The sequence below is a fragment of the Bradyrhizobium sp. FW305-F6 genome (genome assembly GCF_058782905.1).
Genome location: NZ_JBYSYD010000002.1, coordinates 344,892 through 368,293 on the forward strand (window position 1 = coordinate 344,892; position 23,402 = coordinate 368,293).

General features: G+C 64.3%; 24 protein-coding genes. 13 read left to right on the forward strand and 11 right to left on the reverse strand.

Features of this window, described 5'->3' with window-relative positions:
• A complete protein-coding gene (locus tag AC3WLX_RS12870; protein WP_492336204.1) occupies positions 1 to 171 on the forward strand; it encodes a hypothetical protein in 171 nt (56 codons plus the stop codon).
• Positions 172 to 241: 70 nt separating this feature from the next.
• Here AC3WLX_RS12870 and AC3WLX_RS12875 read toward each other — a convergent pair whose 3' ends face one another.
• The 6 genes from AC3WLX_RS12875 to AC3WLX_RS12900 form a co-directional block, all read right to left on the reverse strand.
• Positions 242 to 544 carry an HU family DNA-binding protein gene (locus tag AC3WLX_RS12875; protein ID WP_025037698.1) on the reverse strand — a complete coding sequence of 101 codons (303 nt, stop codon included), beginning with the start codon at positions 542 to 544 and terminating at the stop codon, positions 242 to 244.
• A gap of 343 nt (positions 545 to 887) precedes the next feature.
• A complete protein-coding gene (locus AC3WLX_RS12880) occupies positions 888 to 2,120 on the reverse strand; it encodes an acetyl-CoA C-acetyltransferase (RefSeq protein ID WP_492336205.1) in 1,233 nt (410 codons plus the stop codon).
• Positions 2,121 to 2,394: 274 nt separating this feature from the next.
• Positions 2,395 to 3,858 carry a GH1 family beta-glucosidase gene (locus AC3WLX_RS12885; RefSeq protein WP_492336206.1) on the reverse strand — a complete coding sequence of 488 codons (1,464 nt, stop codon included), beginning with the start codon at positions 3,856 to 3,858 and terminating at the stop codon, positions 2,395 to 2,397.
• 143 nt (positions 3,859 to 4,001) lie between these two features.
• Positions 4,002 to 4,409, reverse strand: coding sequence for a hypothetical protein (locus AC3WLX_RS12890; protein ID WP_291623273.1), 408 nt, complete (start codon positions 4,407 to 4,409; stop codon positions 4,002 to 4,004).
• Positions 4,410 to 4,468: 59 nt separating this feature from the next.
• Positions 4,469 to 4,636 carry a hypothetical protein gene (locus AC3WLX_RS12895; protein ID WP_492336207.1) on the reverse strand — a complete coding sequence of 56 codons (168 nt, stop codon included), beginning with the start codon at positions 4,634 to 4,636 and terminating at the stop codon, positions 4,469 to 4,471.
• A gap of 164 nt (positions 4,637 to 4,800) precedes the next feature.
• Entirely contained in the window at positions 4,801 to 7,233 is a 2,433-nt protein-coding gene (locus AC3WLX_RS12900; RefSeq protein ID WP_492337277.1) for a TonB-dependent receptor, read from the reverse strand.
• Between the two features lie 355 nt (positions 7,234 to 7,588).
• Between AC3WLX_RS12900 and AC3WLX_RS12905 the strand changes: the two genes are divergently transcribed.
• Together AC3WLX_RS12905 and AC3WLX_RS12910 are read left to right on the forward strand one after the other, a co-directional pair.
• On the forward strand, positions 7,589 to 9,748 hold the full coding sequence (locus AC3WLX_RS12905) for a PQQ-dependent dehydrogenase, methanol/ethanol family (protein WP_492336208.1): 2,160 nt from the start codon (positions 7,589 to 7,591) through the stop codon (positions 9,746 to 9,748).
• A 90-nt stretch (positions 9,749 to 9,838) separates the two neighbouring features.
• The gene (locus tag AC3WLX_RS12910; protein WP_492336209.1) at positions 9,839 to 10,477 is read left to right on the forward strand and encodes a response regulator transcription factor; all 639 of its coding nucleotides are present in this window, start codon (positions 9,839 to 9,841) and stop codon (positions 10,475 to 10,477) included.
• A gap of 30 nt (positions 10,478 to 10,507) precedes the next feature.
• Here the strand turns inward: AC3WLX_RS12910 and AC3WLX_RS12915 are convergent, their stop codons facing one another.
• Complete coding sequence (locus tag AC3WLX_RS12915) at positions 10,508 to 11,866, reverse strand: histidine kinase (RefSeq protein ID WP_492336210.1); 1,359 nt, start codon at positions 11,864 to 11,866, stop codon at positions 10,508 to 10,510.
• 206 nt (positions 11,867 to 12,072) lie between these two features.
• On the opposite strand from AC3WLX_RS12915, the gene AC3WLX_RS12920 reads away from it, so the two are divergent.
• Together AC3WLX_RS12920 and fghA are read left to right on the forward strand one after the other, a co-directional pair.
• Positions 12,073 to 12,693, forward strand: coding sequence for a response regulator (locus AC3WLX_RS12920; protein ID WP_291623283.1), 621 nt, complete (start codon positions 12,073 to 12,075; stop codon positions 12,691 to 12,693).
• A 68-nt stretch (positions 12,694 to 12,761) separates the two neighbouring features.
• Positions 12,762 to 13,607: an S-formylglutathione hydrolase gene (fghA, locus tag AC3WLX_RS12925; RefSeq protein ID WP_492336211.1), complete on the forward strand. Its 846-nt coding sequence runs from the start codon at positions 12,762 to 12,764 to the stop codon at positions 13,605 to 13,607.
• A 201-nt stretch (positions 13,608 to 13,808) separates the two neighbouring features.
• Here fghA and AC3WLX_RS12930 read toward each other — a convergent pair whose 3' ends face one another.
• Positions 13,809 to 14,375, reverse strand: coding sequence for a DUF3280 domain-containing protein (locus AC3WLX_RS12930; RefSeq protein WP_492336212.1), 567 nt, complete (start codon positions 14,373 to 14,375; stop codon positions 13,809 to 13,811).
• Positions 14,376 to 14,435: 60 nt separating this feature from the next.
• Between AC3WLX_RS12930 and AC3WLX_RS12935 the strand changes: the two genes are divergently transcribed.
• From AC3WLX_RS12935 to AC3WLX_RS12960, 6 genes are all read left to right on the forward strand, one after another.
• Positions 14,436 to 15,617, forward strand: coding sequence for an ABC transporter substrate-binding protein (locus AC3WLX_RS12935; RefSeq protein WP_492336213.1), 1,182 nt, complete (start codon positions 14,436 to 14,438; stop codon positions 15,615 to 15,617).
• Positions 15,602 to 16,600 carry a YVTN family beta-propeller repeat protein gene (locus AC3WLX_RS12940; RefSeq protein WP_492336214.1) on the forward strand — a complete coding sequence of 333 codons (999 nt, stop codon included), beginning with the start codon at positions 15,602 to 15,604 and terminating at the stop codon, positions 16,598 to 16,600. The genes AC3WLX_RS12935 and AC3WLX_RS12940 overlap by 16 nt, the downstream gene beginning before the upstream one ends.
• Positions 16,597 to 17,397, forward strand: coding sequence for an ABC transporter ATP-binding protein (locus AC3WLX_RS12945; protein ID WP_492336215.1), 801 nt, complete (start codon positions 16,597 to 16,599; stop codon positions 17,395 to 17,397). Before AC3WLX_RS12940 ends, AC3WLX_RS12945 begins: the two co-directional genes overlap by 4 nt.
• Positions 17,394 to 18,242 carry an ABC transporter permease gene (locus AC3WLX_RS12950; RefSeq protein ID WP_492336216.1) on the forward strand — a complete coding sequence of 283 codons (849 nt, stop codon included), beginning with the start codon at positions 17,394 to 17,396 and terminating at the stop codon, positions 18,240 to 18,242. The genes AC3WLX_RS12945 and AC3WLX_RS12950 overlap by 4 nt, the downstream gene beginning before the upstream one ends.
• Entirely contained in the window at positions 18,239 to 18,847 is a 609-nt protein-coding gene (locus AC3WLX_RS12955; protein WP_492336217.1) for a hypothetical protein, read from the forward strand. Before AC3WLX_RS12950 ends, AC3WLX_RS12955 begins: the two co-directional genes overlap by 4 nt.
• Before the next feature lie 136 nt (positions 18,848 to 18,983).
• Entirely contained in the window at positions 18,984 to 19,286 is a 303-nt protein-coding gene (locus tag AC3WLX_RS12960; protein WP_291624813.1) for a copper-binding protein, read from the forward strand.
• A gap of 276 nt (positions 19,287 to 19,562) precedes the next feature.
• Here AC3WLX_RS12960 and AC3WLX_RS12965 read toward each other — a convergent pair whose 3' ends face one another.
• Together AC3WLX_RS12965 and AC3WLX_RS12970 are read right to left on the reverse strand one after the other, a co-directional pair.
• A complete protein-coding gene (locus AC3WLX_RS12965; protein WP_291624798.1) occupies positions 19,563 to 20,120 on the reverse strand; it encodes a PQQ-dependent catabolism-associated CXXCW motif protein in 558 nt (185 codons plus the stop codon).
• Positions 20,117 to 21,001, reverse strand: coding sequence for a substrate-binding domain-containing protein (locus AC3WLX_RS12970; protein WP_492336218.1), 885 nt, complete (start codon positions 20,999 to 21,001; stop codon positions 20,117 to 20,119). Before AC3WLX_RS12970 ends, AC3WLX_RS12965 begins: the two co-directional genes overlap by 4 nt.
• Positions 21,002 to 21,128: 127 nt before the next feature.
• Here AC3WLX_RS12970 and AC3WLX_RS12975 point away from each other — a divergent pair, with 127 nt between their 5' ends.
• Together AC3WLX_RS12975 and AC3WLX_RS12980 are read left to right on the forward strand one after the other, a co-directional pair.
• Positions 21,129 to 22,052, forward strand: coding sequence for a quinoprotein relay system zinc metallohydrolase 2 (locus AC3WLX_RS12975; RefSeq protein WP_492336219.1), 924 nt, complete (start codon positions 21,129 to 21,131; stop codon positions 22,050 to 22,052).
• A gap of 52 nt (positions 22,053 to 22,104) precedes the next feature.
• Positions 22,105 to 22,923, forward strand: coding sequence for a quinoprotein dehydrogenase-associated SoxYZ-like carrier (locus AC3WLX_RS12980; protein WP_492336220.1), 819 nt, complete (start codon positions 22,105 to 22,107; stop codon positions 22,921 to 22,923).
• A 100-nt stretch (positions 22,924 to 23,023) separates the two neighbouring features.
• On the opposite strand, the gene AC3WLX_RS12985 is transcribed toward AC3WLX_RS12980, so the two are convergent.
• Positions 23,024 to 23,383, reverse strand: coding sequence for a hypothetical protein (locus AC3WLX_RS12985; RefSeq protein WP_291624789.1), 360 nt, complete (start codon positions 23,381 to 23,383; stop codon positions 23,024 to 23,026).
• Positions 23,384 to 23,402 lie beyond the last annotated feature (19 nt).

Consider the following 23,402-nt stretch of genomic DNA (forward strand, 5'->3'; position numbering starts at 1 on the left):
ATGAAGAAACTGCTGGAAAGAGCGAAGCAATCGCCGGCGAACAGATCGCGGAAGACGCGGCGGCTGCGCCAATTGCTCGATCGGGCGATCGACCGGATTCGCGATGCGCTCGCAGGACCCGAGCCGCGGCTTCAGCCCGTCCCGGTCCGGGTGAAGCGCCGCAAGGACTGAGCCCCTCCGTCTCAGGCCTCGCGGCTGCCCCAAACAAAAGGCCCCCTCGACGAGGGGGCCTTTGCGTTTGTTAGCCCACGGCGTCCTTGGCCGCCTTGACCGGGCGGGCGCGGACGATCTTGCGGGCCGGCTTGGCCTTGAACATCATCTCTTCGCCCGTGAACGGGTTGGTGCCCTTGCGCGCCTTGGTCGCGGGCTTCTTGATGACCACGAACTTGGCGAAGCCCGGCACCAGGAAGAGGCCGTTCTTCTTGAGCTCCTTGTGGCCGACGTCGGTCAGCGTCTCCATGACGTTCTTGACGTCGCGCTTGGAAAGCTCTGTGGCGGTCGCAATCTTTTCGATCAACTGCGATTTGGACATTTGGGTGGCCATCGTGTCTCCTCTGATTCGTGACGGCTGCATATTAGACCAACCGGCGAAGGCCTATAGCCTTCTGCACAGTTTTGTCGCGGTTTTACGGGCATTTTTGGCCCTCTGTGACAAAAAACCCTGCATTTTAGCTGCTTCCAGTGCGGAAGGAGCCTTGAGCAGCGGATTTTGCCTTGTTTCAAAGGCCCGCACGACATCTTGCTAAAGCTGATTCGCCGCTTTCGACAAGCGACGACCGGCCTCTTTGTGAAAGGAGGCGCGTATTTCACCCTGAAATATAAGGGCGGATCGCATGTCGCCGGTCTTCCTCCCCGTAAAAACAGGGAGAAAGTGACGGGGCGATCGGCTAGACGCGCTCGATGATGATGGCCGGCGCCATGCCGCCGGCGGCGCACATGGTGACGAGGCCGCGCTTGAGATCGCGCCGTTCGAGCTCGTCGAGCACGGTGCCGATCAGGATCGAGCCGGTGGCGCCGATGGGATGACCGAGCGCGATCGAGCCGCCATTGACGTTGACCTTGGCGCGGTCGAGCTCGAGGTCGCGGATATATTTTTCCGCCACCACGGCGAACGCCTCGTTGATCTCGAACAGGTCGATGTCGTCGATGGTGAGGCCCGTCTTGGCCAGCACCTTGCGCGTTGCCGGCACCGGCGCGTTCAGCATCAGGGTCGGCGAGTCTCCCATGTTGGCCATCGCGACCACGCGGGCGCGGGCTTTGAGGCCGTGCGTCTTGGCATAGGCGGGCGAGGCCAGGAGGATCGCAGCGGCGCCGTCGACGACGCCGGAGGAATTGCCGGCGTGATGCATGAAGTCGATGTCCAGATCAGGGTATTCTTGCAGGATCAGACCGCGATAGGTGGTGCCTTTGTCGTCGAGCGCGTAGTCCGCGATGGCGGGGAATGCCGGCTTCAGGCTGCTCAGCCCCTCCATCGTGGTCTGCGGCCGCGGATATTCCTCGTGGTCGAGGGCGAGGCTGCCGTCCTCGCGGTGGACGGGCACGAGGCTCTTCTTGAAGTAGCCGTTCGCGATCGCATGCGCGGCGCGCTTCTGGCTCTCCAGCCCGAGCGCGTCGACGTCCCTTCGCGTGATGCCTTCCAGCGTCGCGATCGCGTCGGCGCAGACGCCCTGATGCGACTGCGGATGCTTCGCGCGCAGGCGCAGATTGCCGTTGTCCATCATCATCGGACCAGTGCCGCGACGGCCCTCCATCGACATCATCTCGCAGCCGCCGGCGATGACGAGGTCCTCGGCGCCCGCCATGATCGAGTTCGCCGCCATGTTGACGCTGGTGATGCCGCTTCCGCAAAAACGATCCAGCGTCACGGCGCTGGCGCGCACGTCGTAGCCGGCATCGAGCGCGGACATGCGGCCGAGATCGCCGCTTTGCGTTGCGACCTGCGCGCTGCAGCCCCAGACGATGTCGTCGACATCGGCCGTGTTGATCCCGGTGCGGTCGGCAAGCGCGCGCAGCACGGTTGCGCCCAGCTGCTGCGGATGAATGCCCGAGAGAGCTCCCTTGCCGGCCTTGCCGACGCCCCGGGGGGTCCGGCAGGCATCGATGATCAGTGCGTCGGGCATGGACGTTATCCTCTCGTTGTGAGTGTTGAGGACGGTTCTGAATAAGGGGGAGACGAGAGTCAATGCGCAGCGCTGCGCGCTTTCTCCAGCCCCTCGCCTAGATTTCCGCTGCGCGAAAGCCTCCGCGACGTCATGGCCGGGCTTGTCCCGCCTGCGCGGCCGAAGCCGCTTCGGCGCGGCGAAGGCCCGGCCATCCACGCCTTGCTACGTCGCGCGAAGAACGTGGATGCCCGGGTCAAGCCCGGGCATGGCGACCTCTACACTATGGACGCGATCACACCCCCGACGCGTTCTTGGCGATCACGTTGCGATAGAAGCTGGCGCTGAGTTTGGGCGTGCGGACCTGGGTGTCGAAATTGACGTGGTAGAGCCCGAACCGCTTGTTCAGCCCGTACACCCATTCGAAATTGTCCATCAGGCTCCAGAGGAAATAGCCGCGCACCGGCACGCCCTCGGCGGTGGCGCGCTGGAGCTGGGTGAGATAGTTGCGCAGATACATGATGCGGTCGGTGTCGTAGATCTTGCCGTCGGGCGACACCACGTCGTCGCCGGAGGTGCCGTTCTCGCTGATATAGATCGCATCCGTCTTCCAGATCTTCGCCGCCAGCTTCGGCACCCAGTAGATCGTCTCGGGCCCGACGCGCAGCCAGTCCGAATTCATGTGCGGGAAGGATTTCGGGATCGGCAGCGGCTTGAAGCCCGCGCCCTCATCGGTCGCCACCACGTAGTTCTGCGGCGCGTAGATGTTGAGACCGAGGAAGTCGATCGGCGAGGAGATGATCTTGAGCTCCGCATCGGTGTATTTCGGCGCGTCGGGCCCGGCGAATTTCAGGAAGGCGTCGGTATAGCGGCCGGTCATGATGACGTTGAGATAGCCGGCATTCATCTCGCGCAGCGCGATCTCCGCGGCGCGAACGTTTTCCGGCGTGTCGATCGCGGGCACGCAGGCGTCGATGTTCTCGGCCGGCCCCACCCTCGTGCCGCGGCGGCCATGGGCGCGCACCGCCTGCACCGCGAGCCCGTGCGCCAGCGCGCTGTTGTGCCTGATCTGGTTGACCTCGGCTTGCGGCAGCGTCACGCCCGGCGCGTCGATGCCGATGCCGTAGCCGAAATAGACGAAGCGGCCGCTCTCGTTCAGCGTGAACACGTTCCTGACGCGATCGGTGAGGCGCTCGGCGACATAGGCGGCGTAGTCACCGAAGATCTTGCAGGTCTCTGTCGAGCGCCAGCCGCCGAAGCGGTCCTGAAGCGCTTGCGGCAGGTCCCAATGATAGAGCGTCAGCCACGGCTCGATGCCGTTCTTCAGGAGTTCGTCGACGAGACGGTTGTAGAAGTCGAGCCCCTTCGGGTTGGGCTTGCCGTCACCGTCCGGAAAGATCCGCGGCCAGGCCACCGAGAAGCGATAGGCCCTGCAGCCGAGCTGCTTGATGAGGGCGATGTCTTCCTTGTAGCGGTGATAATGCTCATTGGCACGATCGCCGGTGGTGCCGTCCTCGATCTTGCCGGGGATGCGGACGAACTTGTCCCAGATCGAGGCCCCTCGCCCGTCCTCGTTCACCGCGCCCTCGACCTGATAGGACGAGGTCGCCGTGCCCCAGAGAAAGCCAGCCGGAAAGCCGCTTCGAGCGCGTGGCGTTGCTGCCGGCTTGGCTTCGACTGCGTCGAGGGAACCGGTCAAGCCGGCTGCAGACAGTCCCGCGAGTTTCGCGAACCGGCGACGCGAGACCTTGTCCGTCATTGATGCTGCTCCACTTCCGGCTTGTTGCGGGCGCACAATGGCGAGTCCAGGGCGGTTTGAAAAGCAAGCGTTGGCGAAACCCGGATGCAGAATCCGGCGGCGTGGCGCGACATATGGATGCGGGCCGACGCGCTTGCTCGCGCTCAGCGCGACCGCTTCGGCAGCTTCGGCAGCTTGCCGGGATTGAACGCCGGCATCTGCCCGGTTCGTTCGGGTGCGGGCGGCTGTTGTTCCGTGAGAATGAGTGTTCCGTGGAGGATCATGCCCGGCGCCTGAGGTGCCGTCGCGGTGTAGGTCGCGATCTTGCCGGGGCAGCTTCCCTCGATCGTCAAGGTCAGCTCATCTTCGGTGCCGAACACGGTGGGGCGACCGCCGGTGTGACGCTTCGTCGATACGGTCGCAGTGAAGCGATCTCCATCGACCTCACAGGAGCCGTGATAGGTCATCAGACTGTCGCAGCCCCAGATCTGGCCGTCTGCGACGTGGACGATTCCGGTGCCCTGGTCGAGCGGCGTGTTGTACCACGCCGCATATGTCCCGTCCTTCAGCATGGGAGCCATCTCCGTTGGTGCCCCACGCGACAATCCGCATCATCAGCGCTAAGAAAGCGTTAACTGCGCGGCCCGTGCCGATCAGGCATGTCCCTGCGCAGCTCGGCTTCAAGCTCCTCGATGATGCTGTGAAGCAGGCACGCTGCGAGCGGATCCGTCACTTCCCGCTCCAGATGCCGGTAGCGCGCGATCTTGAATTCCTGTTCTCTCAACTGGCGCTCTGTCATCAGGCGGGCCCTCCGACGAACTGACGCGGAAACAGCCGAGCAGTTTCGTTAAAATTTTCCGATCATTTGCTATGGTTGCCGGCAGGTTAATGCGCGTCCCATCCGCTGGCGGACGAGAAGCCGGCATGGCCGGCGAAGCACCGGCCGCGCCACGGCTCCCCTCTTCAGAACGTCACCCGCATCCCCGCGTAGAACGCGCGCGGCCTTGCCGGGCTCAGCGAGCGCGGGTCGGTGAATTCCGCGCCATTGGTGAAGTTGGGCAGGGCTTCGCGGTCGAAGAAGGTGCCGAGCGTCGAGTAGCGGTGGTCGAAGATGTTGTTCACGCGACCATAGAGCTGGACGTTCTTCGTGACCTGATAGGACGTGTGCAGATTGAAAACGGTGTAGGACGGCAATTGCGGAAACTGGTTGGATTCGTCACCAAGGAAGAACTGGCTTGAGACGAAGAGTGCGTCGCCACCGACTTTCCAGACATCGGTCACTGCGTATTCGACGCTGGCCTTGATGAGATGTCGCGGCAGGCGCGGAATCTGATTGCCCGGCAGGACCTGGATATTGCCGTCGGCGTCCGCGAACGGGCTATCCGAACCCAGCGTGAGCGCATCGAGGAAGCGCGCATCGAGGAATGCATAGCTTGCCTGGAACGCCAGCACGTTCGACTTCAGGCTCACCTCGGCTTCGAGCCCCTGCCTGCGGGTGCGACCGACGTTCTGGAAGAAGCCGAAACCGGTCAAGCCCGGGATCGGGGTCGCGACGATGTCATCGTAGTTGGTGGCCCGGTAGGCACCGATCTTCCATCCGAGCGAACCGATGATCAGCTCCTTCGTACCGCGGAAGCCCGCTTCCACCGTCTTGGACACCACTTGCTGCAGCGGAGGGTCGGCGACCAGGAATTGGCCGATGATACACGGCCGCGCCGGATCGGCGCAGCCGAGCTCGAGGGGTGTCGGGACTCGGTTGGCTTCGGAGTAGCCGGCATAGGCCGTCACTTCGGGCGTAATCCTGAAGGTGCCTCCGACGATGGGATTGAAGCGGTAGAAGGCATGATCGCCGTTGAGCGCGGTGCCGAGCTGGTCCATCAGGGAAATCTGGGCGGCGTTGAACCGTCCGCCGCCAGTGATCGCAAAACGATCCGTCACGTCGAACGTGTCCAGCGCATAGAGGCCCTGATACTGGTTGACGGTGCGAAGCGACACCGGGCCGATCGACGTCGGCTCGCCCGACTGACCGAGGAATATGCCGCTGCCCGTAACGACATAGTTAGTGCCGATCGTTCCCAATTCGGTGCTGCCTGTGAAATGCGTCTTGCTGAGGTCATAGCTTGCGCCGACCACGAAGCGGTTCCCGTGACCGAACAGCTGATCCGTGTTGGTCGCCTGTCCGGATATGCCAAACGACGTCGACTTGGTGGAGGTGCGATCGATCTGGCTGAGAATGGCACCAGGTGCAAAGGTGTTGGCGAGTTGCACGCCATTCAGGCCGAAAGCCGGGACGTCGTCATCGTCAAAGCACAACAGGGTCGGGTCGTCGCAAGGCAGGGTATCGGTCGGGTTACCGTCGACCGTACCTTGTTTGAAGCGCCGCAAGCGTGCCGTGCCTTCAAAGGTCCAGGTCGGGGTCGCCTCCACCTTGCCGGTCAAGTTGAGGTAAGCGACCTTGTTAGAGATGGTCTGTGGTGTCGTGTAGGTGGCCCCCCAATATTGCTGGAGCAGTTCGGCCGGAACAGTACTGGGACCAGCCAGCGAATTGTTGGCGACGCCACCATTGAGGTGGAATTCGTTCCCTTCAAAGCGATAGCCGACGTCACCGTAGAAGCGCCGGACGTCCGACGACGAAAAATTGCGGAAGCCGTTGTCGTGAATGCCTTCGAGTGCGCCATAGACAGACCAGTTTCCATCGACCTGCTTGCCCCATTGCGCAGAGCCCTGAATGCGACCGAACGAGCCGCCCATGATGTCGATCTCGGCCCCCTGATAATTGAAACCGTTCTTCATCTGCAGATCGATGGCGCCGCCGAGGGCATTCAGGCCGTACGCCGGGTTGTTGGTGACCACGACCGCCGAGCGGATCGCAGCCGTCGGAATCAGATCCCAATTGACGATATCGGAGAAGGCTTCGTTGATGCGCACGCCGTTCTGATAGACGGCGAGCCCTTGCGGCGTCCCGGCGAGGGGTGAAGCAACGTAGCCGCGGAACTGAATATCGGGCTGAAACGGATTGCCGGTCACTTCATTGATGCTGACGCCGGGAACGTACTGCTGCAAGGCATCGGCGATATTCGGCGAATTGGTGCGCCTGATCTGACCGGCATCGACGGCGTTGATGGAGGAAGGAACCTTGTCGACGTCGAGGCCCCGCCCGGTGCCCGGCGAGGTGGGATAGACATAAAGACGCGTCCTCGGGGCGGCGGACCCCGGCGCCCCCGCGCGCGCCACCGGACGCGCCGATGTGATGGGCCTTGCCGATGGCGTCGGGGCAGCCACCTCGACCGGCGGCAGATTCTGGACGTTGGTCTGCTCGTCCTGGGCAGCCACGGCGTCACTCGCGATGAGTATTCCCGTGGAAATTGAAACAATGACCAGACCACGAACGCGCATACCTGACGCCTCCACCCGTATCGTCCGGCTCTCTTTGTTGCCCCGCCGGTTAAGCAAACGATACAGGCCAACAGCCGAAAAGCACCAGCCGTAAAAGGTCCGCATCGTCCGGAGCACGAATTCCCGACCGGATCGGGAATTCTTCCCGACCGATCCGGCGCCGTGCGTGAGCCGCAACCGTCCGCCGGGAACTATTCCCGACCGCCATGAGACTTTTTGCCGAACTTCGCGAAAGACCTTCGTGCAATCCTTGGCTCGACGCCGCGATCCGATCGCGAGTCATTTCATCCGCAGACTCACCCCGCCCTCGTGGCGGGGTGTTTTTGCGGCAAAGGAAAAACACCGGGAGGACATGATGACGCTGCGCGACCGTTTTTCACTTCGATCTTCATCGGCTCGCCCAGTCCGCAGAAGCGCCGTCACAGCTCTCGTCACCGGCCTCGGTCTCGCGGTATCCATCATCGCCGCGTCTGCGCAGACAAACAGCCCGACGCCGGAGAGCATCAAGGCCATCACCTCGCAGGTGGACAGCGCCTACATCAAGGCGAACGCCGCGACGTCGACCAACTGGCCGACCATCGGTCTCGACTACGCGGAGACCCGCTTTTCGAAGCTCAACCAGATCACGAGCGACAACGTCAAGGGCCTCGGCCTGGTCTGGACCTACAATCTCGAATCCTCACGCGGCGTCGAGGCGACGCCGGTCGTCGTCGACGGCATCATGTACCAGACGGCCTCGTGGAGCGTCGTGCATGCCATCGACGCGCGCACCGGCAAGCGGATCTGGACCTTCGATCCGGAAGTCAACCGGGAGCTCGGCTACAAGGGCTGCTGCGACGTCGTCAACCGCGGCGTCGCGCTCTACAAGGGCAAGGTGTTCGTGGCGGCCTATGACGGCCGCCTGATCGCGCTCGATGCGGCAACCGGCAAGAAGGTCTGGGAAAAGGACACGCTGGTCGACCACGAGCATTCCTACACCATCACAGGAGCGCCGCGCGTCTTCAACGGCAGGGTCGTGATCGGGCAAGGCGGCGCCGAATATGGCGCGCGCGGCTACGTCACTGCGTACGATTCGGAGAGCGGTGATCAACTGTGGCGCTGGTTCACCGTGCCCGGAGATCCCTCGAAGCCGTTCGAAGACGAGTCGATGGAGAAGGCGGCCAAGACGTGGGACCCCGCCGGCAAGTACTGGATTAACGGCGGCGGCGGCACGCCGTGGGACACCATCACCTTCGATCCCGATCTCAATCTGGTCTATATCGGCACCGGCAACGGCTCGCCCTGGAACAGGAACGTTCGCAGCCCCGCCGGCGGCGACAATCTCTATCTCGCCTCCATCGTGGCGCTGAACGCCGATACCGGCAAGTATGTCTGGCATTATCAGGAGACGCCCGGCGACCACTGGGACTACACCTCGACCCAGCCAATGATCCTCGCCGACATCAACATCGACGGCGCGCCGCGCAAGGTGATCCTGCACGCCCCCAAGAACGGCTTCTTCTTCGTGATCGACCGCACCAGCGGCAAGTTCATCTCGGCGAAGAATTTCGTCGATGTGAACTGGGCCACCGGCTACGACGCCAACGGCCGCCCGATCGAGGTGCCGGCCGCGCGCGGCGAAGCGGCATACGACTCGATCCCCGGGCCCTACGGCGCCCACAATTGGCATCCGATGTCGTTCAACCCGCAGACCGGGCTAGTCTATCTGCCGGCCCAGAACGTGCCGGTGAACCTCATTCCGGAGAAGATGTTCAAGCAAAATGCCGCAACGCCCGGCAAGTTCGGCGGCGCCACCGGCTGGAATGTCGGTTTCGTGCTGAACGGAGAGCCGCCCAAGAGCCTTCCGTTCGGGCGCCTGATCGCGTGGGACCCGGTCAGGCAGAAAGAAGCATGGCGCGTCGAATACCCCTCGCCATGGAACGGCGGCACGCTGACCACGGCCGGAAACCTGGTGTTCCAGGGCACCGCCGACGGACGCTTCGTCGCCTATGACGCCAAGACCGGCAAGTCGCTGTGGGAGACACCGACCGGGACCGGCGTCGTCGCAGCGGCCTCGACCTACCTGCTCGATGGCGTGCAGTATGTCTCGATCGCCGTTGGCTGGGGCGGCGTCTATGGCATGGCGCAGCGGGCGACCGAGCGGCAAAGTCCTGGAACGATCTACACGTTCGCGCTCAACGGCAAGGCGCCGCTGCCGGAATTCGTGAAGTACCAGACCGAAGGCCTGCTCCAGGGGGTGCCGTATGATCCCAAGGACGTGCCGGAAGGAACGGCGCTCTACGTCGCCGCCTGCGCCACCTGCCATGGCGTGCCCGGCGTCGACAAGGGCGGCAACGTCCGCAATCTCGGCTATGTGCCGGCGGAGGAGATCGCCAACCTCAAGAGCATCGTCTTCAAGGGACCGTTCCGGGACAAGGGCATGCCGGACTTCACGGGCAAACTGACGGAAGCCGATGTCGTGAAGATCCAGGCCTTCATCCAGGGCACCGCCGACGCGATACGGCCGAAGAAGTGACGTGGCGGCACGGCTGCGGCGGCAGCGCCGCAGCCGGCTTCAACGCCAACGTTGCATCAATGCAGCATGATGCAAACCAGAGTATTCCATTTGAATCCGATACTCGTCGTCGATGACCATCCGATCGTTGCAGAAGCCTGCCGCCTCGTGCTGGGCGACGTCGAGGACGTCGTCGCTGCGCGTGACGTGCCGAGCGGCTATCAGGCGTTCCTGGAGCACCGGCCGGGAGTCGTCATCCTGGATCTGACCTTTCCCGGAGAAGCACTGGGCGGCGTCGACCTGCTGCACCGTATCTCCTCGGGTGCACCGCTCGCCCGCGTGCTGGTTTTCAGCATGCACGCGGACGCAAGCATCGTCGCGTCCGCGATCAAGGCGGGAGCCATCGGATATCTGCTGAAGGACTCTCCGCCGGACGAGCTGCCGAAGGCTGTGCGCCAGGTCAGGCTGGGTCATCGCTATGTCGACGAGCGGATCAATCTGCGCGGAGTCCCCCTGCCCGATCACGTCGAATTCGGCAAGGCCGCCGCCCTGACCCGCAGAGAAAGGGAGGCGCTCAGCCTGCTGGGCCAGGGCAACGCATACCCTGCGATCGCCGAGGAGCTGGATATCACGCCGCGCGCCGTCGCTCGGCTGGTCAAGCAGGCGAGGATCAAGCTCGGTATCCGTCGCACCAGCGATCTGCTCCGCCGAGCGCACGAGCTCGCGGGCGACGCAGACGGTTCGAATTGACGCGCGCCACGGTTTCGACGTCAATTCGGATCAGGACGAGCCAGTCGGAACCAAGGCCTCGACGGTCACCCCCCCATCGCCGGACACGACATTGAGCGTGCCGCCCAGCGCCAGGATCCGCTCGCGCATCCCGACGAGGCCGAAGCCGAGCTTCTGGCCCGGCTCCATGCCCCGGCCGTTGTCTCGGACCCGCACCCGGGCGCAGACCCGACCGTCACGCCCGTGCTGTTGCACGGGCTCGATGACCACATTGACCGAGGTGGCGCCGGCGTGGCGGAACACATTGGTGAGCGCCTCCTGCACGATGCGGTAGATGGTGAGGTCGGCGGTCTCGCCGGTCGTTCCCAGCGCCGGCGAGATCGAGGTCTCGATCGCAACGTCTGGATGGGACTCCCGCCACAGCCGCGACAGCGATTCCAGCGCCTGGCGCAGGCCGAGCTCGGCAAGGCCCACGGGCCGAAGCCGTTCCAGCACGCGGCGATTGAACTGCTGAAGCGCATTGAGCTGCTCCAGCATGGCGCTGCCATGCTTTCGCACCGCATCCGCACTCGGCGCGCGTCCGTCCGCCAGCTTCGCCAGCGCGCTCGCATGCGCGCGCAGCGAGAACAGATAGGGCCCGAACTCGTCATGCAGTTCGCGCGCGATCTCCTTGCGCTCGATGTCCTGGAGCGATACCGCACGCTCGGCAAGACGCCGCTTGTCCTCGACCGCCTCATGCAGCGTCGCGGCAAGATGATTGAGCTTGTTACAGATCGCGGCGAGTTCCGGCGCGCCGCCTGGCTCCACGCGGGCCTCGTAATGTCCGCCTTCGAGCTTGCCCATCGTGTCCGCCAGCGACTGCAACGGTGCCAGCGCCCGGCCCACCACGCTCATCATCAGGAAGAACAGCGCGAGCGCGATCACCGAGCCGACTTCGAGCTGCGTCACGATGCCGTCCCAGATCTCGGCAATCTCGTCGTCGGGATGCGAGGTGATCACGAGTGAACCGGGCTTGCCTTGAATCGAGACGGGCACGGTGACGGCGGTCTGCTCGGGATGCACCAGGGCGACGAACCAGGCCGGTGGCGCGCGCGTGTCGGCGTCACCGTCAAGCCGAGGACGCGTCAGCGGCAGGCCGCCGGCGTCCCGTAGCGTGATGCTGACATGGCGCAGGCGACTGAGATCGCGCGCGATCTGGTTGAGCCTGGCATCCGGATCGGGCGCCTCGTTGAGATCGGCGACGATCATCTCGATGAACTCGCGCGCAAGGCGAATCACGCTCTGGTCCTCGGCCTGCACGCGCGGGCCGGCCTCGGCGACCTGGCGGCCGATATTGACCGCGAGCCCCAGCGCCAGCAGCAGCGCCAGCAGGAGGTTGATGCGCCCGCGCAAGGATAAATTCTGCCACATGGGTCTCGCTCGTGCCTCGCGAAGCCTCGCGGCCGCTGTCCGATGCCGTTGACAGGGGCGAAGCGAGGGATATTTAATCGGAAGCGTACAGCAATCCCGGCCGGGTTGCATGCGGCGACATGAGACACACTGATGCTCATACCGCCGACATGCGGCACAGAACAGGCAGTTCTAATCAGGGGAACGCGCTGTCGCAGGGAACGCCTATGCGCATTCTGATCGTCGACGATCATCCCATTGTCGCCTCCGGCTGCCGTGCCGTGCTGGCCGACGAGGGCGAGATCGAGATCCTGGAGGCGGCGGACGCCGAGGACGGCGAGTGCGTCTTCATCGTCGAGCGCCCCGACCTCTGCATTGTCGACATCAACCTGCCGACCGTCTCCGGATTCGAACTCGCGCGCCGCATCCTCGAGCGCGCGCCCGATGCCCGCATCATCATGTTCAGCATGAACGACGACCCCGCCTTCGCTGCGCGCGCGATCGAGTGCGGCGCCAAGGGCTACGTCTCCAAGACCGGCGACCCCGACGACCTCGTCGAAGCCATCCGCGCCGTCGGCGGCGGCGGCACCTATTTGCCGAGTGCGATCGCGCGCAGCATCGCCTTTGCCGGGCCGACGCTGGCACAGAGCCCGCTGTCGAAACTGAACGCGCGCGAGATGGAGATCCTGCGGCTGCTCAGCGCAGGCAAGAGCCTGTCCGAGATCGCCTGGCTGGTGCAATCGTCCTACAAGACGGTGGCCAACACCTCGTCAATCATGCGCCAGAAGCTCGGGGTGAAGACCTCGGTCGAGCTGGTGCGGCTGGCGATCGACAGCGGCGTCGCTTGACGGCGCCGCGAATTCGGTCACACAAGCGTTGCAATCCTGGTGTGGTGAGAAGCCGCGGAGTCTTGTGCATGGCCATTCAAACTGTCTCGACGAACAAATCCCATGGCGGCGTGCAGGGCGTGTATCGCCATGCGAGCGCGGCCACCGGAACCGACATGGTGTTCTCGGTCTATGTTCCCCCGCATGCGGACGGCGCCAAGCTGCCCGTGGTCTGGTACCTCTCCGGGCTGACCTGCACGCATGCCAACGTCACCGAGAAGGGCGAATTCCGCAAGGCCTGCGCCGAGCTTGGCCTGATCTTCGTCGCGCCCGACACCTCACCGCGCGGGCCCGACGTGCCCGGCGATGCCAACAACGCCTATGATTTCGGCCTCGGCGCCGGCTTCTATGTCGACGCCACGCAGGAGCCGTTCGCGCGCAACTATCGCATGTGGAGCTATGTCACCGACGAGCTGCCGAAGCTGGTGGCGGAGAATTTCCCCGTCGATGCCAAGCGCCAATCGGTGATGGGACATTCGATGGGCGGCCACGGTGCGCTGACGGTGGCGCTGCGCAACCCGCACCGCTTTCGCGCGGCAAGCGCGTTTGCGCCGATCGTGGCGCCTTCGCTCGTGCCCTGGGGTATCAAGGCGCTGACCGGCTATCTCGGGCCGAACAAGGATGCCTGGCGCAACCACGACACGGTGGCGTTGATCGAGGACGGCGCGAAATTCCCCGGCTTCCTGGTCGATGTCGGCGACGCCGACAATTTTCTGAAGGAGCAGCTGAGGCCCGAGCTGCTCGAAGCCGCCTGCACCAAGGCGGGCATCCCGCTGACGCTGCGGCGCCAGGCGGGGTACGACCACAGCTACTATTTCATCTCGACCTTCATGAGCGATCACCTGCATTGGCATGCGGAGAGATTGAAGGCGTGATCTTCTTACCCTCCCCTGGAGGGATCCGGGACGAGCGTAGCTCGCCCGTGGGTCGCAGCGCATGAAGCGCAGCGGAATGCGATGCGGGGTGGGGTGATCTCTCCACGCGGGCACCGCCTCGATGGAGAGACTGTCACCCCACCCCGCTCGCGCTACGCGCGATCGACCCTCCCCCTCCAGGGGAGGGTCAGAGTCCCCTCCTCACGGCTTGCCGTAATTCGGTGCCAGCAGGCGATTGCGGATCAGATAGCTCATCGTGCGCGTCCAGGATTCCTCCGTGTTGCCGCGCATGTCGGCGCTGGCGACGGTGATCATGTTGCCGGTCTTCACGTCGCGCAGATAGACGTTGAGATTGATGATCAGGTTGGAAACCTTCTGCACGAGGCCCGTGATCTCCTGGTCTGCTCCCAGCTGCCCGGCGAGCTTGAGGTCGCAGCCGCCGCAGGCCTGCAAGTTGGCCCGACGGGCGGCATCCCTGACCGGCGTGATGTCGAGCACCTGGAACTTGCCCGACTCCGCCAATTCCTTGCGCAGCTGTTCGCTGATGCGCGCGAGCCGCGCCTCCTCCGGCCGGGAGCCGTAGAACTCGCCGGGCAGGCTGGTGTCGATCAGCTCGAAATCAAACACCGCCAGTTTCGGCGGATCGGCGAGCGCGACCGAACCCGCCAGCAAAGCGGCAAGACCAGTCAGTGCTCGCATGATCGTGATTCCCGCCCTCCTGCGCGCGGGGATGAAATGCGGGGTTGCATGCCTTGGCAAATTGGTCATGCTTGAAGCAGAGACAATTCTTCACCGGCGGTCAAGCCGGGGAGATCGTCCGGAGGAAACATGATCCGATGGTTGGTCGGCCTGATCGGCCTGGGCGTTGCCGCGACGAGTGCGCTCGCGGCCGATCCGGTCATGATCGGCGTCGGCTATCTCGGCACTGCCGCAAACCGATCGACGCTGTCGCTGGCCGAGAAACCCGCGGAGAATGATGGCGTCGCCGGCGCCCGCCTTGCCATCGAGGACAACAACACCACCGGGAAGTTCCTCGGCCAGCGCTTTACGCTCGAGGAGCGTCGCGTCAAGGACGGTGAAGATCCGGTCCAGGCCGCAACCGCCCTCGCCGACAACAACGGTTTCATCATCGCGGACCTGCCGGCCGATGCGCTCCTGAAGGTCTCGGATGCGCTGCGCGAGCGCGGCACCCTGCTGTTCAACGTCGGCGCGCTCGACGAGCGGCTACGCGAGGCCGATTGCCGCGCCAACGTCATCCATACCGCCCCGACCCGCGCGATGCTGGCGGATGCGCTCGCGCAGTATCTGGTGTGGAAGAAGTGGTCACGCTGGTTGCTCGTGGTCGGTTCGCATGACGAGGACAAGCTGTTCGCGGATGCGCTGCGGCGCGCTGCGGCGCGGTTCGGCGCCAAGATCGTGCAGGAACGCACCTTCGAGGACAAAGGCGGCGCGCGACGCACCGATAGCGGCGTGACGCTGATCCAGCGCCAGATGCCGGTGTTTACGCAACAGGCGCCGGCCTATGACGTGCTGATTGCGGCCGACGAGAGCGAGGTGTTCGGCGCCTACCTGCCCTATCGCACCTGGGATCCGCGCCCCGTGGCGGGCTCGGCCGGACTCGTGCCGCGCAGCTGGGACGCGGCGCAGGACCAATGGGGCGCGATCCAGATGCAGAACCGCTTCTTCAAGCTGAACTCGCGGCGCATGACCGCGCTCGACATGCAGGCCTGGACGGCGGTGCGCATGATCGGCGAAGCCACCTCTCGGACGAATTCCGGCGACGTCAAGAAGGTCACCGACTTCATCAAGGCTCCGGATTTCTCGGTCGCCGCCTTCAAGGGCACGCGGCTGACGCTGCGCGACTGGAACCTGCAACTGCGCCAGCCGATCCTTTTGGTCGACGGTCGCATGGTGGTCTCGGTGTCGCCGCAGGAGGGATTCCTGCACCAGGTCTCCGAGCTCGACACGCTCGGCTATGATCGCCCGGAGAGCAAATGCAAGTTGAAATGAGGAATCAGATGTCGCGGCTGTGGCGTGCGGGATTGCTGGCCGGACTGGCGCTGGCGGCCGCCGCAGCGCCCGCGCACGCGTTCATCGCCTATGTCTCGAACGAGAAGAGCAACACGGTGTCGGTGATCGACACCGACACCTGGACCGTGACCAAGACCATCAAGGTCGGCCAGCGCCCGCGCGGCATCGATCTCACGCGTGACGGTAAATTCGTCATGGTCGCGGTCGGCGACGACGACACCATCGAGGTGATCGACACCAAGACGCAGACCGTTGTGGACAGCCTGCCCTCCGGGCCCGACCCGGAATTGTTCGCCCAGGATGCCGCCGGCAAGATCCTCTACGTCGCCAACGAGAACGACAACACGGTGACCGTGATCGATCTCGAGAAGCGCGCGCGTCTCGGCGACATCCAGGTCGGCGTCGAGCCCGAGGGAATGACCATCAGTCCCGACGGCAAGACGCTGATCAATACCTCCGAGACGACCAACATGGCGCATTTCATCGACACCGCCACGCGTCAGATCGTCGCCAACGTGCTGGTCGATGCGCGCCCGCGTTATGCCGAGTACAAGCATGACAGCTCCGAAGTCTGGGTCTCCTCGGAGATCGGCGGCACCGTCTCGATCATCGATCCCAAGAAGCACGAGGTGATCGGCAAGGTCACCTTCGAGATCCCCGGCCTGCGGAAGGAGGCGATCCAGCCGGTCGGCATCGGCATGACCAGGGACGACAAGACCGCCTTCGTCGCACTCGGCCCCGCCAACCGCATCGCGGTGGTCGACGTCGCCACGCGCAAGGTGACGAAATATCTGCTGGTCGGCCAGCGCGTCTGGCACGTGGCGTTCACGCCCGACGAAAAATACCTGCTCACCACCAATGGCGTCTCCAACGACGTCTCGGTCATCGACGTCGCCGCTCAAAAGGTGATCAAGACCATTCAGGTGGGCGAACTGCCGTGGGGCGTCGCGATCGCGCCATGACCCGCCCCGCTCCGATCGCCGAACCTTCGCCGGCGCCTGATCCGGCCGCGGTGCCGGCCTTGTCGATCGACGGCGTCAGCCACGCCTATGGGCAACGGCGCGCGCTGATGGACGTGACCTTCAACGTGCAGCCAGCAAGCTTCACCGCGCTGCTCGGCCTCAACGGCGCCGGCAAGAGCACGCTGTTCTCGCTGATCACGCGCCTGTTCGGCATCCAGGCCGGCCGCATCAGCATCTTCGGTCATGACATCAGCAAGAACCCCGGCGAGGCGCTGCGGCTGCTCGGGGTCGTATTCCAGCCGCGCACGCTCGATCTCGACCTGTCGCTGACGCAGAACCTGCTCTATCACGCCGCCCTCCACGGCATCAGCCGCCGCGAGGCCGCCGCACGCAGCGCCGAGCTCCTCGACCGCATTGGCCTCGCGGACCGTGCCGGGAGCAAGGTGCGCGACCTCTCCGGCGGGCAGATGCGCCGGCTGGAAATCGCGCGGGCGCTGCTGCACCGGCCGCGGCTGCTGTTGCTGGACGAGCCGACCGTCGGCCTCGACGTCAAGGCGCGCGCCGACATCATCAGCCATGTTCGCCAGCTTGTCGCCGAGCAAGGCATCGGCGTGCTCTGGGCCACGCACCTGTTCGACGAGATCCAACCCGATGACGATCTCGTGGTGCTGCACCAGGGCAAGGTGCTGGCGCGGGGACCGATGAGCCGCGTCATCGCGGAATCCGGCGCGCAGGACGTCAACACCGCCTTCATGCGGCTGACCGGTGCGCAAACCATGCCGGGAGGCGGCGCGTGAGCAGCATCACCACGCGCGAGGCGCCGCGCGGCTTTTCTGCCAGCGATTACCTGACGTGCCTGACCGGCATCGTCTGGCGCGAGGGCCTGCGTTTCCTGCATCAGCGCGAGCGCTTCGTCTCGGCGCTGGTACGGCCGCTGGTGTGGCTGTTCATCTTCGCCGCCGGGTTCCGCCAGGTGCTTGGCATCTCCATCATCCCGCCTTACGAGACCTACATCCTCTATGAGGTCTATATCGCGCCCGGCCTGATGGCGATGATCCAGCTCTTCAACGGCATGCAATCCTCGCTCTCGATGGTCTATGACCGCGAGATGGGCAATATGCGCACGCTCCTGGTGAGCCCGCTGCCGCGCGGGTTCCTCCTGTTCTGCAAGCTGCTCGCGGGCACCGCGGTGTCATTGCTCCAGGTCTATGCGTTCCTGCTGATCGCCTGGCTCTGGGACATCACCCCGCCACCCCAGGGCTATCTCACCGTGCTGCCGGCGCTGATCCTGTCGGGGCTGATGCTGGGCTCGCTCGGCATGCTGATCTCCTCCGGCATCAAGCAGCTGGAAAACTTCGCGGGCGTCATGAACTTCGTGATCTTCCCGATGTTCTTCGCCTCCTCCGCGCTCTATCCGCTCTGGCGGGTGCAGGAGGGCAGCCCTTATCTCTACTATCTCTGCGAGGCCAATCCGTTCACCCATGCGGTGGAGCTGATACGTTTTGCACTCTACGGGCAGATCAACTGGATCTCGCTGGCGGTGGTCGCTACTTGCACAATCGTCTTCATGATCGGCGCGATATTGGCCTATGATCCCTCGCGCGGGCTGGCGCGGCGCGGGCCCGCGGGAGGCGAAGGATGAAGATTCTGGCTTTGGCTGCAATGGCCATCGCGCTGTGCGCTACGGCGGCGCGCGCGGCCGATCCACGTCATCCGGACTGGCCCTGCACCCAGGCCAAGGTGTCGGAGATCTCGCTGGCCGCCGTGTGGAGCGGTCCGCCGCTCGACGACGTCCAGAGCAAATGGAAGGACGACGCCAAAATCAGCGCGCTGGTGGCAAGGCTGTCGGCGCGAAAGACGTCGATGGACGAGGCCGAGAAGGCCGTGAAGGAGTTTCTGGCCGCCTCCGGCCCGGACAAGACCAACAACGCCAAGCTGCTGTTCGCCGGCCTGTTCGATACCCTCAACGCCCAGCGTTCCCAGGTCATGAACGGGCTCGAGCGCGTCAGCCGCAAGCAGCGTGATGCGGCTGACAAGATCCGCGAGGAGGCGGTTCAGCTCCAGGCCCTGCAAGGTGCGACGCCGCGCGACGAGACCAAGGTCGAGGCGCTCAGCAACGATTTGATATGGAAGACCCGCATTTTCGAAGACCGCACCAAGGTGGTGCGCTTCGTCTGCGAGGTTCCGACCTCGATCGACCAACGCCTGTTCGCTCTCGGACGCGTGATCCAGCAGGAAATGGAATAGCGTCAGCGACGCTGACAGCTCATGAAAAGTTCCTGCCATCACCTCGGGAACGTTAACCTTTCGCCGCGGTATTCTCCGGAACCAATTCGATTTATGATGGCTTGTCGAAGTGAACGCCAAACGTCGGGAGGCTTCGATGGGAACCAAAAGAATCATGCTCGCGGGCGCTGCGGCCCTCAGCCTGTTCGCTACTGGCGCTGTCGCTGACGACATGACCGGAATGATCACGCGGATCGATCGGCTCAACGGCACCATCTCGATCCAGCAGACGCAGAAAGGCACGGTGGGCGCCAGCACAGGCAGCGCCGGCGCGCTGCAGGAATACAAAACGAAGGACGCCGCAATGCTGGAGGCCGTCCATGCCGGCGACCGCGTGACCTATTCGGCCACTCAGACCAACGGCACGGGCACGCTGACGAAGTTGGAGAAGCAGAAATAGCATCGCCTCTGCCGCTCCCTGCTTGCGGCAGGGCGATCGCATATAGGTTTTTGAAAGACCTGAGCGCGCGCCTCGCCCTTCGAGACGACCGCTTCGCGGTCCCTCAGGGTGAGGCTCAGCGGCACCGGGGCCCGTTGAAACCAGCTCAACGCACGCGGTCCTCATCCTGCGGGCCCGCCAACGGCGGGCGTCTCGAAGGATGGCCAGAGGCGAGATCACTCCCATATGCGTTTGCCCTGCTGCTTATGGGGGCGGCCGGGCACCTGCATCCAGCCGCTACTGATCTGGGCGCGGTTCCGGCTTCGCGTCCTCCGTCGGGAGTTTGGCGGCTTCCCAACCGTCGGTGCCATCAGGAAACCAAGCGATTTTGGCGTAGCCATAAGTGAGCGCACGCTTGGCCGCGTTCCAGGACATCCAGCAATCGGCGAGGCAATAGATCACCAGCAACGCGGCCTTGTCGCCGCGCGACGCACGAGCGAGGCCGCGCTGGAGATAATCGTCCATGGAAGGCGGCAGCGTGCCGTAACCGGTATCCGGCAGCCAGATGCTGCCCGGAATGTTTCGGCGCGGCGCATCGCGCCACACCGTGCCCTCGGGAAGATTCTTCGGTTTCGGCGGCCGCGGCATCACGTCGACGAACACGCCGCTGTTTGCGCGCCAGATCGCCTCCGCTTCCCCGATCGTGAGCACGCGCGCGCCAGCGAGCGTCGCCGGAACCGGCGCGCGGTAATTATCGGTGCGATATCCCTCGGGCTCGAACGGCTCCTGCTGCTGCGCCCACACCGGGGCCACGAGCAGGGCAACGGCGAGCACAGCGGCAAGAGGCCGTCTCATGGCGTCTTCTTGGCCGTCTCCGCACCGAGTGGCCGATTGCTCTCGTCCAGCAGCGGCACGCCGAAGTCGAGCAGGATGTTGTTGATCTCGCCCTGGTTCTCCTGGATCAGCTTGTTCAGCTGCCGCTTCCAGTTCTGGTCGGCGGGGCGCACGCCCATGCCGATGCGATAGACCAGCTTCGGGCCGCTGGTTTCCTTCACCAGCGGCGTGACATGGAGCGAGGGTCCGGCCTTCTTAGCGAAATAGCCGGCCATCGGGCCCCACAGCACGCCGGCGTCGATCTTGCCAGCGTTGAGATCGTCGATCATCGCCTGCGCCGAATTGTCGAAGCGCGTGTCGATCATCAGCGGATATGGCTTCGCATCGCCCATCAAGCCCGCCAGCGCCATGTTGGTCGCCGGCGGCGTGCCGGCGACGATGCCGACATGCTTGCCCTTGAGGCGCGCATCCTCGAGCGTATCGACGTCCTCGAGTCCGCTGCCGGCCTTGGCCACCAGGGCATAGCTCGTGCGGTAATACGGATTGGTGCCCTGCACGAGGTCGTCGCCTTGCGGGAAGCCCATGATGACGTCGCAGCGATGTGCCCCCAGCGTCATCCGCACGAAGCCCGAGGCTTGCGGAAAGAAAACGTAATCGAGTTTCTTCTGCAGCTTGCCCGCTAGGAATTCGGCCAGCTTGTTCTCGAACCCCTCGCCCTTTTCATTGGAGAACGGCAGGTTGCGCGGATCGGCGCAGACGCGCAGCACCTTGGGATCGACCAGTTCGAACGAGAGATCGCCGGCCTCGTTGGTCTGTGCCGAGGCGATGTCGCCGAACGCACAGGACGCGACCACGACCCACAATGAAAGCAACCAGCGACGATGTCGTCTCGCCTGCGTCATCGCGCTTCCTCCTGGTTTGGGTTGAATGTTATCCATGCAACGCATAACGCGCCACATGTGCCAGCTTCGTGCTGGCCTCGCATTGTTGCAGTGCAATGAGGCTGATCCTTCGAACTGAGGCGGAAAAGTGTCTCGCATCGCTCCCTTGATCGCTGTGTTGTCCCTTGGCATCGCGACGCTAGCACGCGCCGGCGCGGCCGAATTGCCTGTGAGCGAAGTCGCACCGGGAATCTTCGTACACTCCGGGACTATCGCCCTGATGAGCCGCGAGAACGAGGGCGACATTGCCAATATCGGCTTCATCGTGGGCGATGAGGCCGTGGCCGTGATCGACACCGGCGGCAGCCTTCGCGAAGGCGAGGCGCTGCTGGCCGCCGTGCGGGCGCGCACGCCCAAGCCGATCCGCTATGTCGTCAACACCCACGGCCATCCCGATCATATCTTCGGCAACGCCGCCTTCGCGGCCGAGAAGGTCAGCTTCGTCGGTCACAGCAGGCTGCCGCAGGCGCTTGCGGCGCGCGGGCCGTTCTATCTCGAAAACTTCCGTCGCATCATGGGCAACGAGCTGATCGATCCCGTCAAGATCGTCGCCCCGACCCTGCTGGTTTCGGAGACGATGACGCTGGATCTCGGGTCACGCCGCCTGACTCTGCGCGCCTGGCCGGCCGGCCACAGCGACAATGACCTCACCGTATACGACGAGACAACCAAGACCCTGTTCGCGGGCGACCTGGTTTTTCTTCGACACGTTCCGGTAATGGACGGCAGCATCCGCGGCTGGCTCGACACGCTGAAAGCGTTGGAGGCCATTCCGGCGCTCCGCGTCGTTCCCGGTCACGGCCCGGTGAGCGACTGGCCTGCTGCGCTGGCCGATCAACGGCGTTATCTGTCAACGCTGCTGTCCGACGTTCGCGCGCTGAACAAGAAGGGCGCGCCGATCCGCGCCGCCGCGGACAAGGCCGCCGCGTCGGAGAAGCCGCATTGGCAATTGTTCGACGACTACAACGCGCGCAACGCAACTGCAGCATTCTCGGAAATTGAATGGGAGTAGCGGGCGCGCTAGTATGTGCCCCAAAGATTGTTCGTCCGCGGGATCATGACCCATGACGGGATGCACACGCCGACTGCCCTTGATCGCCCTGCTCCTCGGCGTCGCCTTCGCTGTACCTGCATCGGCGGAAGAGGCCCCGGATCCGTGGCCGGGGCTCGTGCAGGACATCTTCGGCAACCGCCCGATGAACGACGGCAGCGCCGTGATTGGCATCGAGATGCCGTATCGCGCCGAAGATGCCGCCATCGTGCCGGTCACCTTGCGCAACAAGCTCTCGCCGGCCGACAGCCGCCGCATCCGTTCGATCACGCTCGTGATCGACCGCAATCCCGCGCCGATGGCGGCGAAGTTCGAGCTCGGGCCGGAGGCCAATGTCACGGAGATCTCGACCCGCGTGCGCGTCAACAACTATACCGATGTCCACGCGGTCGCCGAGCTCAGCGACGGTCAGCTCTACGTGTCGAAAGTCTATGTGAAGGCCTCCGGCGGCTGCTCGGCACCGGCGGTCAAGAACGTCGAGGAAGCCAAGAACCGGCTCGGCCAGATGCGTTACCGGGCATTCGCGCGCGAGGAGACGCCGGCGAGCCGCGTCCGCGAAGCGCAAATCATGATCGGCCATCCCAACAATTCAGGGCTGCAGATGGACCAGGTCACGCAGCTCTATATTCCCGCCTTCTTCATCAATCAGCTGAAGCTGACGCAGGACGACAGCCCGGTGCTGTCGATGGAAGGCGGCATCTCGATCTCGGAAGATCCCAATCTGCGCTTCACCTACGTCTCCAACGGCGCCAAGCGTTTCCGCGCGGAGGCAAAGGACACCGAGGGACACGTGTTCCGCAATGAGTGGGATGTCGAGAAGCCGGGGACGTAAGCCTTGCTTGCCGTCATTCCGGGGCGATGCGAAGCGCGAGCCCGGAATCTCGAGATTCCGGGTTCGATGCTTCGCATCGCCCCGGAATGACAGTGCCAACTCAAAAACACCTCACCTCGGCTTCCGCCTGCGCGCGTCTCAGATCATTCACCGCCGAGTTCGCCTGCTCCGAGGTGCGGAACTGGACGCCGAGATTGCCGCGCACCTGGGACATGCTGAGCGCGGTCTCGGCCGTGACGTAGCGCTGGTAGGGCATGATCGAGGCCACCACGTCGATCGAGCAGGAACATTGTTCGATGGACTGGCGGCTTTCACCGTTGGCCTTCATGCAGCCATAGACGTACTCTGCGCGCGCCGAGGTCGGATAATCATTGGCCTCTTGCGCCCGCGCTACGCATACAGTGGCTGCGAACGCCGTCAATGCGGCGACAATCGGTCGTAGCTGTCCCGCAAGTTTCATGCGCGTCCTCCCGCTGGTT

Coding starts and splice junctions, on each gene's coding strand:
- AC3WLX_RS12870 (WP_492336204.1), top strand. CDS start 1: ATGAAGAAACTGCTGGAAAGAGCGAAGCAATCGCCGGCGAACAGATCG.
- AC3WLX_RS12875 (WP_025037698.1), bottom strand. CDS start 544: ATGGCCACCCAAATGTCCAAATCGCAGTTGATCGAAAAGATTGCGACC.
- AC3WLX_RS12880 (WP_492336205.1), bottom strand. CDS start 2,120: ATGCCCGACGCACTGATCATCGATGCCTGCCGGACCCCCCGGGGCGTC.
- AC3WLX_RS12885 (WP_492336206.1), bottom strand. CDS start 3,858: ATGACGGACAAGGTCTCGCGTCGCCGGTTCGCGAAACTCGCGGGACTG.
- AC3WLX_RS12890 (WP_291623273.1), bottom strand. CDS start 4,409: ATGCTGAAGGACGGGACATATGCGGCGTGGTACAACACGCCGCTCGAC.
- AC3WLX_RS12895 (WP_492336207.1), bottom strand. CDS start 4,636: ATGACAGAGCGCCAGTTGAGAGAACAGGAATTCAAGATCGCGCGCTAC.
- AC3WLX_RS12900 (WP_492337277.1), bottom strand. CDS start 7,233: ATGCGCGTTCGTGGTCTGGTCATTGTTTCAATTTCCACGGGAATACTC.
- AC3WLX_RS12905 (WP_492336208.1), top strand. CDS start 7,589: ATGACGCTGCGCGACCGTTTTTCACTTCGATCTTCATCGGCTCGCCCA.
- AC3WLX_RS12915 (WP_492336210.1), bottom strand. CDS start 11,866: ATGTGGCAGAATTTATCCTTGCGCGGGCGCATCAACCTCCTGCTGGCG.
- AC3WLX_RS12920 (WP_291623283.1), top strand. CDS start 12,073: ATGCGCATTCTGATCGTCGACGATCATCCCATTGTCGCCTCCGGCTGC.
- fghA (WP_492336211.1), top strand. CDS start 12,762: ATGGCCATTCAAACTGTCTCGACGAACAAATCCCATGGCGGCGTGCAG.
- AC3WLX_RS12930 (WP_492336212.1), bottom strand. CDS start 14,375: ATGACCAATTTGCCAAGGCATGCAACCCCGCATTTCATCCCCGCGCGC.
- AC3WLX_RS12935 (WP_492336213.1), top strand. CDS start 14,436: ATGATCCGATGGTTGGTCGGCCTGATCGGCCTGGGCGTTGCCGCGACG.
- AC3WLX_RS12940 (WP_492336214.1), top strand. CDS start 15,602: ATGCAAGTTGAAATGAGGAATCAGATGTCGCGGCTGTGGCGTGCGGGA.
- AC3WLX_RS12945 (WP_492336215.1), top strand. CDS start 16,597: ATGACCCGCCCCGCTCCGATCGCCGAACCTTCGCCGGCGCCTGATCCG.
- AC3WLX_RS12955 (WP_492336217.1), top strand. CDS start 18,239: ATGAAGATTCTGGCTTTGGCTGCAATGGCCATCGCGCTGTGCGCTACG.
- AC3WLX_RS12960 (WP_291624813.1), top strand. CDS start 18,984: ATGGGAACCAAAAGAATCATGCTCGCGGGCGCTGCGGCCCTCAGCCTG.
- AC3WLX_RS12965 (WP_291624798.1), bottom strand. CDS start 20,120: ATGAGACGGCCTCTTGCCGCTGTGCTCGCCGTTGCCCTGCTCGTGGCC.
- AC3WLX_RS12970 (WP_492336218.1), bottom strand. CDS start 21,001: ATGACGCAGGCGAGACGACATCGTCGCTGGTTGCTTTCATTGTGGGTC.
- AC3WLX_RS12980 (WP_492336220.1), top strand. CDS start 22,105: ATGACGGGATGCACACGCCGACTGCCCTTGATCGCCCTGCTCCTCGGC.
- AC3WLX_RS12985 (WP_291624789.1), bottom strand. CDS start 23,383: ATGAAACTTGCGGGACAGCTACGACCGATTGTCGCCGCATTGACGGCG.